The organism is Cobetia sp. QF-1 (assembly GCF_002213105.1).
Lineage (GTDB): Bacteria > Pseudomonadota > Gammaproteobacteria > Pseudomonadales > Halomonadaceae > Cobetia > Cobetia crustatorum.
Window position 1 is genome coordinate 122,047 of sequence record NZ_NBVS01000009.1, and the last position, 15,713, is coordinate 137,759.

Below are 15,713 nucleotides of genomic sequence, written 5' to 3' on the forward strand. Positions count from 1 at the left end.
AACCTCTCGATTCTGGTGGGAGTGAAGACTATCCCTGATGATGTTTCTCAAACGCGACTGCCCCGGAGTCCACATGCGTGGCACTCCGGGGCAGTCTGAGTCGCTTAGTGGCGACCGGTGACCTTGACTTCGTAGCCGATTTCTTCCGGCTCGTCATCGGTCAGCTCTGCCGGGAAGCCGGTGCCAAGCACCCGGACATCAGCAGATTCCTCGAGGCGACGAATGATGTTGGACGACCATTCACGCGGGCCGAAACGTTCCTGGCCATCACGGAAGATGTCCATCAGCATCGGGGAGATTTCCAGCGGCACCTCCAGATTCTTGGCCAGGGTATCGAACAGGCCGACATCCTTGAGCACCAAATCCATGGTGAAGCTGATGTTGCGGCTACCGTTCAGAATCACCTGGGACTCTGTCTCGTGGACAAAGGAATTACCTGAGGAGATCTTGATTGCCTCGTAGGTGGTATTCATGTCCAGACCTGCCTTCTTGCAGACGGTCAGGGCTTCAGCCACGGCGCACAGGTTGGCGGTGGCCAGATAGTTGGTCATCACCTTGAGGACGGAGGCGGTACCCAGCTCGCCGGTGTGCAGGACACGACGACCCAGGTTGGTCAGCACCGGCAATACCTGCTCGAAGGACTCACGGTCACCACCGACGAAGATGGAGATGTTACCGGTGGCAGCGCGGTGGCAGCCCCCAGAGACCGGTGCTTCCAGTGCCTTGGCGCCAGTGGCCAGCACCTTGTCCGCGATGCGACGCAGTTCGCTGTCATCGGTGGTGCTCATCTCGAGCCAGATCTTGCCTTCGCACAGGCCGGCAATGATGCCGTCATCGCTTTCCATCACGGCGCTACAGGCAGCCGGTGACGGCAGGCAGGTGATGATCATGTCGTTGGCTTCAGCGAGTGCCTTGGAGGAGTCAGCCCATTTGGCGCCCTGCTCGAGGAAAGGCTTGGCGGTTTCCGGGTCAAGGTCACGCACGGTGACGTTGTGTCCATTACGCAGCAGACTACCTGCCAGCTTGCCACCCACGTTACCGAGACCGATGAATCCGACTTTCATGTACTGCCCTCTTTGCTGTTGCTGATTGCTTGCTGACTATCTGGTGTACTACACATGACTGCCTGCGCCAGAGGTGAATCCCTTCCGCCGTGGCCCATGTCATCTTGGGGCTCACCCTACTGGCCGCCCTGCTTGCCAACAATTCATAAGAATTTGGCGATTGGTAACAATTTTTGTGAGTCACGATGTCTTGTAATGTGCCACGCCAGCCAGAACACCAGATTCATGTACGCCATAAACACGAACGCCATAAACACGAACGCCACCCGAAGGTGGCGTTGTCGTATCTCACGTCATCAAATCAAACCGTCGATATCACGTGGTTGCAGCATGTTCACTGCTGGACTGACTCTGGATTCGCAGCCAGTTCAGCAGGGTCGCGACGCGCGCGTCCTGTTCCAACTCGCGATGACACACCGCTCCCCATTCACCACGCCCGCTGATCACCTGCCCAGTCGGATTGACCAGTCGGCCGCTGGTGAGATCAGTATCAGCGAAGGGCCCATTGACCAACGCCACGCCCTCCCCGCGCAGGGCCATCTCAAGTGCTACCGCCAGCGTATCGACCACGATGCAATTGCGTGTCGGACATGGACCCAGCTCCAGCATCTCGAACCAGCTATCCCAGTTCCATCCTTCGGTATATACCCCGATCAACGGCAAGGTGCGCAGTGCCTCAGGGGCCAGAGGGCCGGGTTCACCATCCAGCATCTGCGGGCTGCACACCGGAAACAGGCGAGATTCAAACAACGGTTGCCAATGCAGATGCTCCGCCAGCGGCGCTTCCTGGAAGATGATACCCACATCGGCATTGGCCTCATCGAACTCCCAGTCGATGCTGCAGGTAGTCAGTTTTAGCTCGATTTCGGGATGCGATGCCTGGAAATGGGACAGTCGAGGTGCCAACCAGCGAATCGAGGTCGTCACGTACACCTGAATCGTCAGCGGTTGGGAGTGCTGCATCTGGCGAAGCGACTCGGCCCCTTGCACCAGACCCGCTAGGGCTTCGCGCACCACCGGATAGAAACGCTCGCCAGCGGCAGTCAGTACGACATGACGTCCTTCACGGGCAAACAGCTTCACATCCAGGCTCTCTTCAAGTCGCTGGATCTGGTTGGCGATGGCCGGGTGCGTCAGATGTAGCTCCTCGGCCGCCGCCCGGAGGCTCAGCAATCTGGCGGTGGCTTCGAACCCTTTCAGTGAACTCAAGGGGGGAAGTTTCTGCAGTGGTAGAGGGGTCGGCATGGAGAACACTCACGAGGGGCGAAAAGGCTGGCAAGCAGGGATGATTCACGTGAATGACAAGCAACACTCATCCATCCGATCCCACTACCAACCACCTGCCAAAAGACAATGACAAGAACGGGTGACTGTCACCCGCGTAATTGCCCTTGATGATACCAAAGCCGCGATCCCTCGTAATACTGTGTCCCTTGGACGCCAGCCGCTCAAGCTCTCCTACCCCAGCAAGCGCTCATCGAAGGGATAATCTGATAGCAATTCCACTTGGCCATCATCACGGATGTACAGCTGCTCTTCGAGCTTGACTCCCTCACCGCCACTCTCGTGACCGATATAGCTCTCGATGCAAAGCGTCATGCCAGGCTTGAGAATGCCATCGTAGCCCTTATCGTCGATATCCTCACGATGAACGATGTAGGGGTACTCGCCGTTCATTCCGACACCATGCGCCAGGGCAAAGTAACGACGCGCGCGGTAAGCGGGAGGGATTCGCCAGGCACGTTCGGCGTACTCCTTGAAGCTGACCCCCGGCTTGAGATTTTCCATGTTGGTCTGGATCTGGTCATACGCCATGCGATAGAGCGATTTCTGCTCGGCGCTGGCCTCACCCGTGCCACACAGGAAGGTTCTCGAGAAATCCGCGTAGTACCCGTAACGCCCGACCACGTCGGTATCCAGCGCGACCAGTTCTCCCGCCTGGATGATCCGGTCGGAACATTCCTGGAACCAGGGATTGGTGCGCGGCCCGGAATTCATGAGGCGTGTCTCGATGAAGTCGGCGTCTGTCTCGATGATGTGCTGATGCAGTCGGGACCAGACGTGATTCTCGGTGACCCCAGGCCGTATGGAGGCCTCCAGTTTGCGCACTCCCTCCTCGACCGCTCTCAGCGAGGAGCGAATCATCTTTATCTCGTTGGGTACCTTGAAGGCTCGCGCCTGCTCAAGAGGCTCCTGAGCATCCAGCACCTGATAGCCTCGCTGCTCGAGCATGAAAGCGGCTTCCGCGGTCGCGCTTTCGATGGCGATCCGCTCGCCTCCGCCGCACTGACGCACCAGATCGATGATGTCATCCGCCCAGGCTCTGGTGACGGCTTGTGTATTCTTCTCGTTGAAGTAATAGGAAATGGCCTTGGCCGGGCGAATCTCGTCCACGGTCGGTAGATGGCTGGCCAGGTGTTCGCACCCCGAGAACTCGAACAACACGACCGGCCCTGCGGCGGGGACGAATACGTAGCGAGCGGGATTGCGCGAACTGTACACCTGCATGTTGCGGGACCCGGTGGCATAGCGGACGTGTGCCGGGTCGAACAGGACTGCCGCCGTGATATCGCGTCGGGCCAGCTCCTGGCGAACACGCGCGAGTCGGTCACATTGGATCTGCGCAATCTCTTCCGACGTCGGTTCGCAGTCTTCCAGTACATGGGTCGGAGCGAGGATGCCCATCGCCGTCAGGTCCATTTTCATGTGGGATGCCCTGTGGGGAGTGTTCGATCAAGCGCCCGAAAGGCGCATGCAAGTTGAGAAGGCGTCACGGGAATACCGGACATCGATCAGTCGAGCAGACCATCGGCGCGCTGGACGTATCGAGCTTCCGCCAGAATGTGCTGCTCCGAGACGCGCCCATACAGCTGGCGCGTGCGTTCCAGCCGCCCCACCACTCCCGGCGTTTCGGAATACGCGAAGATCGCCGTCAGTCGGGGAACCTCACCCGACACCTGCGTGACGCGGTGCAGACTGAACCGCCCCTTGAACAACTGCAGATCCCCCGGGTTGAGACTCAGGGTCTTCACCGCTTCACGCGACTCTCCCCGGATCACTTCGCCCACGGCAGCGTAGTGTTCATCGTTGGGGGTGCGGATGCCGGGACAATACTCGAACTGTCCACCACTCTCGGGCCGTTGGGTCATCATGGTGACGATGAATTCGTTGGTGTCGTAGTGCCAGGGTTGCTCGGTTCCCTCTGGCAGCACGTTGAGCACGAGCCCGGCAAAGGGGTCGGCATACTCGTACACCCGCTCGCGCCCAAGACAGGCCGACACCAGTTGCTTCATGGCCTGCGAGACGTACAGCCGCTGCATCAGGCTATCGGCAGGAATCATGTCGCGCGTCACGAAGCCACTGGTGCGGGTCATGAACAGGCGACGCGGATCCTGGTGGGGCAAGCGGTCGTCATCGGCCGTGAAATAGGCATTCACCTCGCGAGTGTTGAAGAACGCGCACTCGGCGAGACGAGCCGTTTCCGCTTGCATCTGCGCAAGACGCTCCGGACGCAGAAATCCTCTCAATACGGCGCAACCCTCACGTTCGAGATCTTCACGCGCCTTGGCGATCGCGGCCTCAAGCGCTGGAGATCGGGGGTCATGCAGGGGGTAACGCTCGGTATCGACCAACGCGGAGAGATCGACGGTCTCGGCATCGGCCAATGGCGGGGGCATCGCGGAAGTCAGGTCAGTCACGGAGGTATCCTCACGTCGTGGGGCTGGGGGACAAGACAGCTCGTGGGTCAGGCACTATGCTGGCCAGAATCCATGCATTTGAGAAACGAGTCATTCCAATGAAATCCATCGGAAAACCCGATACATCAAGCACAGACGCCCCTCGCCCCTTGCCATCGCTGGATACGGATCTGCTGCTGGCATTCGTGACCGTCGCCGACAGCGGGAGCTTCACTCAGGCGTCACGCCATCTGCACCGTACCCAGTCCACCGTCAGTCTGCGCATCAGCACTCTCGAGGAACGACTCGGCTACCGACTGCTGATACGCACCAGTCGTCATATGGAATTGACCGATGCCGGCCGAACGTTTCTTCGCTACGCACGCCGCATCCTGCAATTGCAACGTGAAGCCGTGGCTGCCCTCGGTGAAAACGATCAACCGATCACGTTGCGCCTCGGCTTGCCGGAGGACTACGCCACCACCTGGCTGCCGCAGCTATTGGCACAGATCAGTGAGCGTCATCCCCAGGTCCGGCCACACATCCACTGCCGGATGTCCACGGAACTGCTGGAACAGCTCGATGCCGGTCAGCTGGATCTGGTCATCGCGGTCAGTCACAACCAACAACGCCAGGGGGAGTTGCTGTCTCGCGAGCCTGTGGTGTGGGCGGCGCATCAACGCTTCGTGCTGGACCCCTGCGCTCCGCTGCCATTGGCACTATTTCCCGAACACTGCATCTACCGTGAACGAGCCCTGTCTGCCTTGACGCGAGCCGAGCGTGGTTGGCGTATCGATTCCACCAGCCAGAGTCCCAGCGGGTTGAGGGTCATCGTCAATCAGGGGCATACCATCACTGTGGCAGACCGTCGCTCTTTGCCGGATAACTGGTATGAACTGGGCGCGGAGGAGGGATTGCCAGAACTACCTACCGCCGAGATCGAGTTACACCGCTCTCCCAGTCTGACTCACCCGATATTTGATACCTGTGCTGACATGATTCGCGACTTGCTGAGTACGTCCCCACTCCTCCGCTAAGTAGAGCGCGCCCAATCGGGCCTTCCTGCTTAACTCGACAGAAGAGCATCAGCGTTAACAGGCATCACAGCCTGAATGACGCGCAACAAGTTTTGATGCGCGGAAGAGCCCGACGAACGGCAGGGATGGGCGAGTGGCACGTTCTTGTTAACCTTTGCTGACTGCACGTGCCCAGGACAAGAAGGCCGCGCCATTTCTGGCACGGCCTTCTTGTCCTGGGCAAAATTTTTCATTGCCAATATTACGCTGACTCATCTTCTATACGCGTGCGTTATACCCTTGAATTCGAGTGTAGACAATGCTAACAAAACAATAATTTATAGGTTAGGATCCGCGGCCTCACAAAAATTTATGGGAGCTAGTATGTTTGGATCCTCTGTTCGCCCAATGGTCTTTTGGCCACCTTTTATCCTGTTGCTAATCTCTGTAATTGCCAGCCTGGTCGATCTCGAAGGGTTTCTTGCTACCACTACTGCACTCAATACTCTCGTGCTCGACAAGCTTGGCTGGTTATTCTCGATAACCTCTCTCATCATGGTGGTCACCTGCTTGATCACCTACCTTTCACCGCTCGGTAGAACGCGTATCGGGGGCGAGACTGCTACCCGCATTCTGACGCCTTGGCGTTGGTTCTCCATTACTCTGTGCACGACACTGGCTGTCGGTATCATGTTCTGGTCCACCGCTGAGCCGCTCTATCATCTACATACTCCGCCGAACTCACTCGAGCTGATCCCCAACTCGCCTGAAACAGCGCGCTTTGCACTCTCGACCATGTTCTTGCACTGGTCTTTCACGCCATATGCCATCTATACCGTACCCGCGCTGCTGTTCGCTCTGATGCATTACAACCTGGGTAAACCCTTCTCACTCGGAACACTGTTTGTCCCACTGCTGGGTAACAAGTTGATTGGCCGCAAGGGGCGTGCATTGGATGCACTCGCCTTGTTTGCGCTGGTATGCGGAATGGCATCATCACTTGGCACTGGCGCCATGACATTGGCTGCCGGGATAGATCGTTTTCTGGGCACGGGCACAGGCCCATTGATGCTAGGGATAGTGACACTGGCTATCGTGGGCTGCTTTACAGCGTCTGCGGCCAGTGGTTTGCAAAAGGGTATTGCTCGCTTATCCGCCATCAATGCCAAGGCATTCTTCCTCTTCCTGGCCTTTGTCTTCGTCTGCGGTCCAACGCAGACCGTTCTCGGGTATGGCACTGAAGCTGCGGGGGAATATTTCAATAACTTCATGCAGAAGAGTCTGTTTACCGGTGCCTTTGACGGTGATCCTTGGCCCAAGAGTTGGAGCATCTTCTACTGGGCCAACTGGATGGCATGGGCACCGATTTCCGCATTGTTCCTAGGCAAAATTGCACGTGGCTATACCGTTCGTCAGTTCATGCTGATCAACTTGATCGCGCCGTCATTGTTCTCGATCGTCTATGTCAGTGTCTTCAGTGGGACTACCATAAAGATCGACATGGATACTGGGGGTTCTCTCTACCAGCTGTTGAACGACTCAGGGGCCGGCTCGGTCATCTATGCATTGTTCGATGAGCTGCCGTTCAGCACATTGACCAGCATTGTCTTCCTGTTGATCGCCTTCCTGTCCTTCGTGACAGCAGCCGATTCCAACACTGAAGCCATCAGCCAGCTATGCAGCACGGAAAGTCAGGCTGCCATGGCAGGTGATATCGATGAAAACACCAGGAGCCGTCTGATAATGAAGATTATCTGGGGCGCGACCATTGGTGCCGTTGCCTGGATAATGACCGCCTTTGTTGGCATTGATGGCATCAAGATGCTCTCCAATCTGGGTGGCGTACCTGCGCTATTCATTGTCATCGCAGCAACGGCATCGCTACTGCGCCTTGTCTCGATTGGTACTGCCAAGATTGGCCTAGAGCACACACCATCACGCAGCTACTCATCAGAAGCGCATCAGCGTTGGGAGACTCAGCGTAACCCCGGCAACAAGAGTTAGGGGTGTCACGACATCTCAATGTCCCACTTGGCCGCGACTCAACACACGCATGAAGATTGATCGCCGCCGATGGGAGCATCCGCTAGGATGCGCACTACCAGACGCAAAGAACCCACCATGAAGGTGGGTTCTTTGCGTCTATGCATTCGTCATGTACTTGCTTGCTGACTTAACGTATCAATACCACCCATACAGCATGGCGTTAGAAGGCGTAGCTCATCCCCAGACGAATATCACGCCCCGGCTCCAGTACGCTATTGCCGTTGCTGGAAAGCGTATAGGTACTGTGTTCGCTATAGCGCTTGTCGAGCAGATTGTTGACCGCCAGCGAAAGCGTCAGATCCTGATAGCTGGCCGGCGTCCATTGGGCACGGATATCATGCGTCACGTAGCCCGGCTTCTCATTGTCTCCCTCGGCCACACGCTCAAGACGCTCCACCGCATTCAGGGTATAACCCAGCGTCACGTCAGCGCCGCTCAAGTGGTACTGGTTATCCCATGCCCATGTATCCCCGACAGAAGCGCCCACTGACATCTCATCGCCCAACGGTTCACCGTCATTGTTCTCAAGACGAGTCTTGGCGTAGCTCAGGCGCGTATCGTAATTCCCCTTCCCCCAGGTGATGCCTGCCTCGAAACCGCGACTTTCGACTTCTCCTTCAAGGTTATAGAGCACCGCCGGATCATCACTGCGGTTATACGCCTGGAAGTTCTCGATGTCGGTGTCATAGCCGGTCAGAGTGAATCCGAAACGATCGCCCTTCACGAAGGCATTCTGCTGGCGCCATTCCAGACCAATCTCGCGTTGACGCGCACGCTCCGGCTCCAGGCCCGGTGCAATGACGACATCATCCCCAATCAGAATAACTTCACGTGTCTTGCCGCCACGCACCGCTTCACCGTAGCCGGCATGCAGTGTCAGGTGCTCGGTGGCCTCGACACTCAGGCGGGCATTCGGAGAAACCTCGCTACCGCTCACATCGCCCGCGTTACCGTATTCACTTTTATAGTCATCCAGACGTGCACCGACCGACAGCTCCCATGGGCCATAGTACATGCGGTCCTGCACGTAGACGCCTAGATTGCGCGCCGTGTCTTCGTTGTTCGGGCCATTGGGCTCACCATCGCTTTCGTTACGTGTCTTTTGATCGTAGTAATCGATACCGGTGGTCAGGCGATGTGCAATGGGGCCGCTATCAAGCTTCATGGTATTGCGGATATCCCCGCCGATATCGACGGCTTCGCTGCGACTGCCACTCTCGACTCGGTCCAGCACCTGAGTGGTGTGGTAGAGCGTAGTGGAGGTCTCGAGCCAGTCGGAATCCGGATGCCAATCATGATTCACGGTAAAGGTTTCGCGCTCCATCTCCTGATAGGTCGGCGTCTGGCTGCCAAAGGTCGGCATGTGGGGACGCGTATAGTAGCTACCGTGATCAGTGGTGCGCTCAGCGCTTACGCGCAGATCCTGGTCGTTCTGGTCAAGCAGGGAGACCTTGAACAGATATCCGCGTTGCTGACCTGCCGTTTGCGGCTGGATATCGCCTTCACCGGCAGCGTAGTCATCACTGTTGCGGCCACTGACATAGCCGAGCAATCCCAGATTTTCGCCCAGACGACCATAAATCGCCGTCGTGCCATTCACCGCATGCGAGGCGCTTTCCGTCCCGGCGGAAACACGTGCACCCAGATCCTGTCCGTCACGCAGCAGGTCCTGCGCATCTTTCGTCTCAAAGCGCACGCTTCCCCCAAGCGCACCGGGGCCATCATCAGCAGTGGCAGGCCCACTATCCACTTCTGCCGTCTTGAGCAGTGCCGGATCAATGGACAAACGCCCCGTGTGATGAAACAGATACCCGCCCTGACGGGCACCATCGACCGTGATGTTGAGGTTGGTATCTTCAATGCCGCGCAGATAGAGCTTCTGACCGATGGCGACACCACCTCCGACATCGACTCCCGGCTGTCCCCGGAATAGATCTTCCATATCACGTGCCTGACGCTGCTCGATGTCGTCGGCGGTGATGACCGAGATGCCTTCCATACGCTCTTCGGTGATGACAAGAGGCGCGAGATCATCAGCAGAGGCAATAGCCGGAAGTCCAAGCGTCAAGGCAGAGCAGGACATGAGCGCTGCAGTCAGTGGGTGGAGACGAAAATGCACAGTGGGAATTCCCTTGAATGATTATGCGTTAGAGACGCAAATAGTAATTGTTCTCATAATCATTGTGCAAGGAAATTGCACGGAATTTGTATTTATATAAACTTTCTGCCATCAAAAATGCTGATCAGCTACATAAATGCGCAAAGAATCTCTTTGCAAAGAACCTAAATTATCGAATTTCGTATCACTCATCGCCTCTTGAACGCATCAAAAATCGCCATGCTTGAGCAATCGTTCAAAATTAAGTAAGGTGAATCATCACTAGGTAGTGAAGCTAGTTATCGTCTCCTTCTACTACCGCGATGCCTCATGTTTAGACCTCTGAGGTCTCGATGTCTGCCTCAAAGGATCCCCACATGACAGATGCTAAATTTGCCTCCGTACTCGTCTTCGACGTCAACGAGACCCTCCTCGATATCACGACACTCGAGCCTCTGTTTGCACGCGTGTTTGACGACAAAGCTGTTCTGCGTGAGTGGTTTGCACAGCTGGTGCTCTATTCGCAGACCCTGACACTATCAGAGCGCTACACACCCTTTGGTGAGCTGGGAATCGGCGTCTTGCAGATGGTCGCTGACATTCATCATGTGTCACTCAACAAAGATGACATCGACGAACTGAAGACACGCATGGCCAACATGCCCGTATACCCTGATGTGGCCCCGGCGCTTGAGCGTCTGAAGGCGGCAGGCTTCCGCCTCGTCACGCTGACCAACTCGCCGGGAGGTTCCTCACCGACGCCGCTGGAAAAAGCCGGTGTCGGTGACTTGTTCGAACAACACTTCAGCGTCGATACCGTCAAGCAGTTCAAGCCTGCGCCGAATACCTATCGCTTCGTGGCTGAGCAGATGAAAGTGGAGCTCGATGACATGTGCATGGTCGCCTGTCACGTCTGGGATACCATCGGTGCACAGGCCACCGGCATGCAGGGCGCACTCTTGACGCGTCCGCACAATGCCGTGCTGCCGGCAAGTAATGTGCCGACACCGGACCATGTGGCTGATGAGTTGATGACCCTGGCTGATCACCTGATCGCCACCCGACACGCCTGATATCCCCCGCTGGTGAAAGCCGCATGACAGACACGCCACGGCGCCTACTCAAGGCCCGTGGCGTGTCTGATTTACCTCTTCCCCCGCCTCACCTCCACCTCCCTTGGTGATCTGCAGCCTTCTTCTGCCCCCTGCCTCTTGTCGATGTCTTCACTCCAGTGACCGGAACGTCTTGAGCATCTCGTCACGGGTCTGGCCGAGGGCCGTCTTGATCTCGGCATGCCGGCTGGTAATGCGCCACTCCGGGCCCAGAACCGAGATGGCGTAATGCCCCTGACTGGTCTCGAGTCCCATGGCGATGGCCGCGACCCCGCGGGTGTGTTCACCGGCATCGTACGCGAATCCGCAGCGACGAATCTCCGCCAGCTGCTCGAGCAGCGCGGGCATATTCGCGGTCTTGTCCGTGTAAGCCGTGAGCGGTGTTCCCAGCAAGTGCTTGACCTGCTCATCCTGCAGGTGTGCCAGCAGGACCTTGCCACTGGACGTCGCGTGCAGAGAGAGGAAATTGCCGGCCATCGGCGATACCCGCAGGGGCTGCGGGGACAATACGGAGTGCAGTATCAGCAACTCGTTGCCGCTCAGGCTGCAGAGCACCACCGTCTCCTCGGTGGTGACACTCAAGGCTTCCAGAAATGACTTGGCGTGCGTGGTGATGTCGAGCTGGCTATGCCGCGCCAGTCGCATCAAGGCAGACCCCAGCCGGATACCGCCATGCCCATGAATCTCCAGCAGATCCTCCTGCGCCAGCGCGTCCACCAGCCGCTTGACGGTGGAGCGCGGCAGCTCACTGCGCTGCGCGATCTCCCCCAGACTCATGCCCCGCTCATTGCCTTCCAGACTCTTGAGAATCGCCGCGACCCTGGCCACGACCTGTACGCCACCGCCTTCACGTGTGGTCAAGACACATCTCCTTAACAAGCTAACTACTTGCCTAATAAAACCGCCGAATGGTACAGTGTACCGCATAACGAAACACCCGCCGCGATATCTTCCTGTCCTTTCCGTCAGACGTGAGAACCTGCCAGTGGCTGCTGCTCAACCCTTCAATCTGCGAATCGCTCTCGGCCTCGTGGGCATCCTGCTCGCCTCGCTGATGTCCGGCGTCGGCGAGCGAGTCACTCAGACGGTACTGACAGATGTGATCGGCCATTTCGGCTTCTCACATGATGAAGGCAGCTGGCTGACCACTCTCTACAGCGCCGCCGAAGTCTCGATGATGCTGCTCGCCGGCTGGTTGGCGGTCACCTTCAGTCTGCGCCGCTTCGCGATCGGTGCCTGTCTGACATTGGCACTGTTCTCATTGCTGGTCCCTCTGGCCGACAACTTCCCATTGATGGCTGGACTGCGCATTGTCCAGGGGCTGGCGTCCGGTAGCATCCTACCGCTGCTGATGATGTCGGCGCTGCGCTTTCTGCCTTGGCACAGCAAGCTCTACGGCCTGTCGGCCTATGCGATGACGGCCACCTTCGGCCCATATCTGTCAGCGCCACTGGCTGCCCTCTATGGTGACCTGGGTGACTGGAATCTGGTGTTCTGGGAAACCACGCCGATGTGTCTCATCGCAGCGGCGCTGGTGTCCTACGGACTACCGCAGGACCCGCTCAAGCTGGAGCGCCTCAAGCAGTTCGACTGGCTCGGCGCCCTGCTTGGCGTCACCGGTCTCTGCGCACTGGTGGCCGGCATGACCCAGGGGGAGCGGCTCGACTGGGGCAACTCCCCCTTGATCATCGCGCTGCTGGGCACGGGCGGCCTGACCTTCATCGCCTTCCTGATCCATGAATGGTTCCACCCGGTGCCGCTCTACAAGCTGCAGCTGCTGGCACGTCGCAATTTTGCCTTCGGCATTCTCACCCTGTGTACCTTCATGTTCCTGACCCTGGTCGCCGGTACGATTCCCGCCGCCTATCTAAGCGAGGTACAGGGCTATCGCCCCATGCAGCTGTTCCCGGTGATGCTGACCATGGCACTGCCGCAGCTTGTGCTGGCGCCGCTGGTGGCAACGCTCATCAACCGCAGGAGCATCGACAGCCGCTACGTGATGGCCACGGGACTGGTGCTGATCCTGATCAGTTGCCTGCTGGGCTCGCAGCTCACCAGCGACTGGAATCGCGACAACTTCCTGCTCATCGAGGTGCTCAACACTCTGGGCCAGCCGATGGTGGTGGTGCCGCTCTTGATGAATGCCACCGGCGCGCTCAGCCCGTTGGAAGGTCCCTTCGCCACCGCGATGGTCAACTCGCTACGGGCGCTGTTCACGGTGGTGGCCTCCACCGCCTATGGCAGCTTCATCGTCCAGCGTGATGCCCTGCATTCGACCCGTCTGAGCGAGGCGCTGAGCCTGCAGGGCAATCAGCCCGCCGGCCTCATCCCGCTGGAGGCGGCGCGCGATATCGCCACGCGCCTCTCCGAGCAGGCCGCGGTGATGAGCTTTGCGGATGCCTACCTCGCCATCATTCCCTTCGTGGTGGCGCTACTGGTGCTGATCATGGTGTTGCCGGAGCGCGCCTACCCGCCGCAACCAGCACCGGCCCCTCCTCCCGAGTCCTCGCCAGCAAAGTCGGCACAGCCCCCTGCTGCACAGACACAGGCACCGGCCGCCAGCTAGCCAACGTCCAGTCATTGCCCATCTTCGACATAGACTACGAGATACAACACCGACATGAACAAGACACGTACCACACTACTGTTGAGCGTTCTGGCGCTCCTGCTGGTCGCGACCTACGCGGGCCTCTATTGGAAAGGCCACGATGGCCGCGAAGCCACCAACAATGCCTATGTGCGTGCTGATAGCGTGATGGTGACCACACGCGTCTCGGGCCAGATCAACAAGGTCCTGGTGGAAGACAATGAAGTGGTCAAGCAAGGCCAGGTACTTGCCACGCTGGATGACCGCGACTATCAGGCCTCCCTGCACTCCGCCCAGGCCGATCTCGCCGCTCAGCAGGCTGCCGTGGGTGACCTGGACGCCAATATCGAGCGTCAGCATGCTGTCGTGCAGCAATCCATCGCGGAAGTGAAGGCAACCCAGGCATCGCTGCGCTACGCCCGCAACGATGCCAAACGCTATCGCAGCCTGCGCATGACCAATGCGGCCTCCCAGCAGGACAAGGAAAAGGCCGATGAAGAGCAAGGCATCTGGGAGGCGCGTCTCGTGCAGTACCAGGCAGCTCAGCGCTCAGCGGAAAAGCAGATTGGCGTACTCGAAGCCCAGCGTGTCGAGGCGCAGGCCGAGGTGGATCGCTCCCGTGCCGCACTCGAGCAAGCAGAGCTGAATACCGGCTACACCACCATCCGTGCCCCAAAGGATGGCATCGTCACCCAACGCTCCTTGCGCGTTGGCGCCTATGTGCAGCCGGGCTCCTCGCTGCTGGCCATCGTGCCACATCGGGAAGCCTACGTGGTCGCCAACTACCTCGAAACCCAGATGGCAGAGATGGCCCCGGGTCTACCGGTGGAAATGACTCTGGACAGCCTGCCGGGCAAGACATTCCACGGCCATGTCGAGAGCATCGCCCCTGCCTCCAACAACGCCTTCTCGGCAGTGGCGAGCGAGAATGCCACCGGCAATTTCACCAAGATCACCCAGCGCCTGCCGGTCAAGATCGTCTTCGAGCCGAACCAGCCCGACTTTGACAAGGTGCGTATCGGCATGTCCGTGATCGCTCATGTCAGCACCACGCAACAGTACTGACCCGACCCGCTGCCCAGCGGAGCCTCGCATGACAGCAGGCGACCATGTGGTGCTGTCATTCGCCCACTGTGGCCATTGCAGTCACTACCTGACCGGGCCCCGACCGTCTGCAAGAACATCATCGCGGTCGACCTGCACGAGAGCCGCCTCACGCTAGCGCGTGAGCTGGGCGCGACCCACAGCGTCAACGGCAAGACACAAGACCTGGTTGGCGAGATCAAGCGCATCATCGATGGCGGCAGCGAATTCTCGCTCGAGACGACCGGTGTGCCGATGCTGGTACGCCACTCTCTACAGGCTCTGCGTCGAATACCTATCGCTTCGTGGCTGAGCAGATCATTTCTGCCTGAACAGGCGAATCGTGATTCAACAACGCAGCACGGGGCCCTAGTGGCTCCGTGCTGCGTTTCGTTCATTGTCATATGGCCTTGTCGACAAGGCTCGGCATCAGCCCGTTGAGCTTCACAAAAATTTTCATCATGGATAAAGCGTAGAAACTCCGCGAACACCTGATCCAGCGCCGATGATGAAAAGCACATTATTGCATCACCCTAAAGTCGAGTTTTCCCTCTAAAGTTTTACAGCTAACTTTTTTGCATCGATTCGATTCTGATCGATGCTGGGCAGTCTTGATCAACTCCATCACTTCTCTATTTCTGATCTAGTGCGGGTGACTCACCACCACACCAATAAATTAATCCATAAGTATTAACAAATAAAAGCAATACGCTGCGGCAATCGTCTCTCTCCTAAATAATATCGGGACAACATGAAACTCATAAAACAATTATTATGCTCAGTGAGTACCTTCCTTGTACTCAGCACACAAAGTATCGCTCAGCCCTTGGTACAGCTCGACCAGGACCAGGTCGCGAGTGTCAAAGCTGCCATCGCCGACAAGAGCGCTCCACAGGCAACCCTACAGACTTACCATGAGTTACTTACTAGGTTCTGTACGAAAAGTCGGCTCGTAGACAGCGGCGTATGCAAGCTACGCATACCATCGCATAAAAGCTACGGGCCAACTTCTCATATCGCGTCGCAATAC

At 57.8% G+C, this 15,713-nt stretch carries 12 protein-coding genes and 1 pseudogene; 6 read left to right on the forward strand and 7 right to left on the reverse strand.

From position 1 onward, the window contains the following. Positions 1-104 precede the first annotated feature (104 nt). The 4 genes from CFN46_RS14920 to CFN46_RS14935 form a co-directional block, all read right to left on the reverse strand. Positions 105-1,064: an NAD(P)-dependent oxidoreductase gene (locus CFN46_RS14920; protein WP_088743969.1), complete on the reverse strand. Its 960-nt coding sequence runs from the start codon at positions 1,062-1,064 to the stop codon at positions 105-107. A 315-nt stretch (positions 1,065-1,379) separates the two neighbouring features. Further along, complete coding sequence (locus CFN46_RS14925) at positions 1,380-2,309, reverse strand: LysR substrate-binding domain-containing protein (RefSeq protein ID WP_088743970.1); 930 nt, start codon at positions 2,307-2,309, stop codon at positions 1,380-1,382. A 213-nt stretch (positions 2,310-2,522) separates the two neighbouring features. Further along, positions 2,523-3,770, reverse strand: a complete 1,248-nt coding sequence (locus CFN46_RS14930; protein ID WP_088743971.1) for a Xaa-Pro peptidase family protein — start codon at positions 3,768-3,770, stop codon at positions 2,523-2,525. A gap of 86 nt (positions 3,771-3,856) precedes the next feature. Then, a complete protein-coding gene (locus CFN46_RS14935) occupies positions 3,857-4,762 on the reverse strand; it encodes a phytanoyl-CoA dioxygenase family protein (protein ID WP_347882031.1) in 906 nt (301 codons plus the stop codon). A gap of 98 nt (positions 4,763-4,860) precedes the next feature. On the opposite strand from CFN46_RS14935, the gene CFN46_RS14940 reads away from it, so the two are divergent. Both CFN46_RS14940 and CFN46_RS14945 read left to right on the forward strand, forming a co-directional pair. Further along, complete coding sequence (locus tag CFN46_RS14940; protein ID WP_088743972.1) at positions 4,861-5,778, forward strand: LysR family transcriptional regulator; 918 nt, start codon at positions 4,861-4,863, stop codon at positions 5,776-5,778. A gap of 363 nt (positions 5,779-6,141) precedes the next feature. Further along, positions 6,142-7,761, forward strand: a complete 1,620-nt coding sequence (locus tag CFN46_RS14945) for a BCCT family transporter (protein WP_088743973.1) — start codon at positions 6,142-6,144, stop codon at positions 7,759-7,761. 202 nt (positions 7,762-7,963) lie between these two features. Here CFN46_RS14945 and CFN46_RS14950 read toward each other — a convergent pair whose 3' ends face one another. Beyond that, positions 7,964-9,886: a TonB-dependent receptor gene (locus CFN46_RS14950; RefSeq protein WP_141103670.1), complete on the reverse strand. Its 1,923-nt coding sequence runs from the start codon at positions 9,884-9,886 to the stop codon at positions 7,964-7,966. Between the two features lie 392 nt (positions 9,887-10,278). Between CFN46_RS14950 and CFN46_RS14955 the strand changes: the two genes are divergently transcribed. Beyond that, a complete protein-coding gene (locus CFN46_RS14955; RefSeq protein WP_088743975.1) occupies positions 10,279-10,974 on the forward strand; it encodes a haloacid dehalogenase type II in 696 nt (231 codons plus the stop codon). A 150-nt stretch (positions 10,975-11,124) separates the two neighbouring features. On the opposite strand, the gene CFN46_RS14960 is transcribed toward CFN46_RS14955, so the two are convergent. After that, positions 11,125-11,874 carry an IclR family transcriptional regulator gene (locus CFN46_RS14960; RefSeq protein WP_176426489.1) on the reverse strand — a complete coding sequence of 250 codons (750 nt, stop codon included), beginning with the start codon at positions 11,872-11,874 and terminating at the stop codon, positions 11,125-11,127. A gap of 124 nt (positions 11,875-11,998) precedes the next feature. Between CFN46_RS14960 and CFN46_RS14965 the strand changes: the two genes are divergently transcribed. The 3 genes from CFN46_RS14965 to CFN46_RS17885 all read left to right on the forward strand — a co-directional run bounded on the left by CFN46_RS14965 (position 11,999) and on the right by CFN46_RS17885 (position 15,124). Further along, positions 11,999-13,579 carry an MFS transporter gene (locus CFN46_RS14965; protein WP_217897840.1) on the forward strand — a complete coding sequence of 527 codons (1,581 nt, stop codon included), beginning with the start codon at positions 11,999-12,001 and terminating at the stop codon, positions 13,577-13,579. A 54-nt stretch (positions 13,580-13,633) separates the two neighbouring features. After that, positions 13,634-14,665: an HlyD family secretion protein gene (locus CFN46_RS14970; protein ID WP_088743977.1), complete on the forward strand. Its 1,032-nt coding sequence runs from the start codon at positions 13,634-13,636 to the stop codon at positions 14,663-14,665. A gap of 75 nt (positions 14,666-14,740) precedes the next feature. Beyond that, positions 14,741-15,124, forward strand: a complete 384-nt coding sequence (locus CFN46_RS17885) for a zinc-binding dehydrogenase (RefSeq protein WP_217897841.1) — start codon at positions 14,741-14,743, stop codon at positions 15,122-15,124. Between the two features lie 485 nt (positions 15,125-15,609). On the opposite strand, the pseudogene CFN46_RS17495 reads toward CFN46_RS17885, so the two are convergent. Then, positions 15,610-15,713: pseudogene (locus CFN46_RS17495) on the reverse strand (IS5/IS1182 family transposase); the annotation flags it as partial.

Coding starts and splice junctions, on each gene's coding strand:
- CFN46_RS14920 (WP_088743969.1), bottom strand. CDS start 1,064: ATGAAAGTCGGATTCATCGGTCTCGGTAACGTGGGTGGCAAGCTGGCA.
- CFN46_RS14925 (WP_088743970.1), bottom strand. CDS start 2,309: ATGCCGACCCCTCTACCACTGCAGAAACTTCCCCCCTTGAGTTCACTG.
- CFN46_RS14930 (WP_088743971.1), bottom strand. CDS start 3,770: ATGAAAATGGACCTGACGGCGATGGGCATCCTCGCTCCGACCCATGTA.
- CFN46_RS14940 (WP_088743972.1), top strand. CDS start 4,861: ATGAAATCCATCGGAAAACCCGATACATCAAGCACAGACGCCCCTCGC.
- CFN46_RS14945 (WP_088743973.1), top strand. CDS start 6,142: ATGTTTGGATCCTCTGTTCGCCCAATGGTCTTTTGGCCACCTTTTATC.
- CFN46_RS14950 (WP_141103670.1), bottom strand. CDS start 9,886: ATGTCCTGCTCTGCCTTGACGCTTGGACTTCCGGCTATTGCCTCTGCT.
- CFN46_RS14955 (WP_088743975.1), top strand. CDS start 10,279: ATGACAGATGCTAAATTTGCCTCCGTACTCGTCTTCGACGTCAACGAG.
- CFN46_RS14970 (WP_088743977.1), top strand. CDS start 13,634: ATGAACAAGACACGTACCACACTACTGTTGAGCGTTCTGGCGCTCCTG.